The sequence below is a fragment of the Mesorhizobium sp. M7A.F.Ca.CA.004.06.1.1 genome (genome assembly GCF_003999135.1).
Lineage (GTDB): Bacteria > Pseudomonadota > Alphaproteobacteria > Rhizobiales > Rhizobiaceae > Mesorhizobium.
Genome location: NZ_RZPQ01000967.1, coordinates 1 through 1,834, shown reverse-complemented (window position 1 = coordinate 1,834; position 1,834 = coordinate 1). Strand labels below are relative to the sequence as shown.

Sequence of the window (1,834 nt, the reverse complement as noted above, 5' to 3'; positions counted from 1 at the left end):
GATCTCGCCGTCCGCCGCCTTCAGCGGCGTCATGATCAGCGTGCCGCCGGGCCAGGTCGCCGCGCGCATCAAGGACATCGCCCAGCTGCAGAGTTCGCGCGACAATCAGCTCGTCGGCTACGGCCTGGTCATCGGCCTTGCCGGATCGGGCGACAGCCTGCGCAACTCGCCATTCACCGAACAGTCGATCCGCGCGATGCTCGAAAATCTCGGCATCGCCACCGAAGGCGGCAGTGCGCGCGCCAAGAATGTCGCCGCCGTCATCGTCACCGCCAACATGCCGCCCTACGTGCAATCGGGCGCCCGCATCGACATCGACGTCTCCTCGATGGGCGACGCGACCTCGCTTTCCGGCGGCACGCTGATCATGACGCCGCTGAAGGCGGCGGACGGCGAGATCTATGCCGTCGGCCAGGGCTCGGTCATCGTGTCCGGCTTTACCGCCCAGGGACAGGCCGAGCAGCTGACGCAAGGCGTGCCGACCTCCGGCCGCGTGCCGAACGGCGCCATCGTCGAGCGTGCTGTCCAGGCCGAGTTCGACGATCAGGCGATCCTGACGCTGCAACTGCGCAATCCCGATTTCTCGACCGCTATCCGCATCGCCGACGCCATCAACGACTACACCGGCCAGCGCTTCGGCATGCGGGTGGCGGCGGAGCGCGATTCGCGCACCGTTCAGATCAGAAGGCCGAAAGGTGTCTCGGCGGCCCGCTTCTATGCCGAGATCGAGAATTTGGTGGTCGAATCCGACACGCCGGCCCGTGTCGTGATCGACGAGCGCACCGGCACCATCGTCATCGGCAATGACGTCAAGATCTCACGTGTCGCCATCAGCCACGGCACGCTCACCGTGCGCATCACCGAAGCGCCGCGCGTCGTCCAGCCCGAGCCCTTCTCCAAGGGCGAGACCGCCATCGAACCGTTCACAGCCATCGACGCCAGCCGGCCCGACGCCCGCGTTGCCGTGCTGGACGGACCCGATCTCCAGACCCTCGTTTCCGGCCTCAACCGCCTCGGCGTCAAGCCGGATGGCATCATCGCCATCCTGCAGGGCATCAAGTCGACCGGGGCCCTGCAGGCCGACCTGGTTCTGCAATAGGCGATGCCGATGACGCGCTTCTTCTCACACCACGAAAGACACCGCACCGCTGCGATCCTGCTCGCGTCCGCCATTCTCGCGACGCTGCCCTTTGCCGGCGACACTGCGCGCGGCGAGGAGACGGTCCGCCAGGTCCTGCCGGGAGCACCGGTGGCAGCGACGCCGCAGCAATTGACGCGGGAAAAGGCGCCGGACCAAAGCGAGATCGAGCGCTTCTGCTCAAACATCGCCGACGCCGCCCGCGACCGCCGCTATGTCCTGCAGGCGGAGGAACTGAAGCAGCTCCAGGCCGGCATTGACGAGCGCATGAAAGCTCTCGATGCAAAGAAAGCTGAATACGAGACCTGGCTGAAGCGACGCGAGGTTTTCCTGGCCCGGGCAGAGGACGGCGTGGTCCAGATCTACGCCGGCATGAAGCCCGACGCCGCCGCCGAGCGGCTGGCCATCGTCAACGCCGATCTGGCTGCGGCCATATTGATGAAGCTCGATACACGCAAGGCGAGCGTCATCCTCAACGAAATGGACCAGAAGGCAGCGGCGACGCTCACCGGCATTATGGCCAGCGCAGCCCGAAGGGTAGATCCGTCATGATCCGGAAAATGCTTGTCCTGTGCGCGGTCACCATGCTGTCGGGTTGCGGAACCAACCTCAAGGAGGTCGGCAGGGAGCCGGCCCTGTCCCCGGTCGGCTCCGGCATCGATGGCGGCAGTACCGGCTCCCTCTATCGCTATCCGC

At 66.0% G+C, this 1,834-nt stretch carries 2 protein-coding genes and 1 pseudogene; all 3 read left to right on the top strand.

The features are described from left to right. Window positions 1-31: 31 nt before the first annotated feature. Window positions 32-1,099, top strand: coding sequence for a flagellar basal body P-ring protein FlgI (locus EN906_RS32760; protein WP_245484384.1), 1,068 nt, complete (start codon window positions 32-34; stop codon window positions 1,097-1,099). A 9-nt stretch (window positions 1,100-1,108) separates the two neighbouring features. Then, window positions 1,109-1,690 carry a MotE family protein gene (locus EN906_RS32755; RefSeq protein WP_127268382.1) on the top strand — a complete coding sequence of 194 codons (582 nt, stop codon included), beginning with the start codon at window positions 1,109-1,111 and terminating at the stop codon, window positions 1,688-1,690. Then, window positions 1,687-1,834 (top strand): annotated as a pseudogene (locus EN906_RS32750) (flagellar basal body L-ring protein); the annotation flags it as partial. The gene EN906_RS32755 and the pseudogene EN906_RS32750, both read left to right, overlap by 4 nt.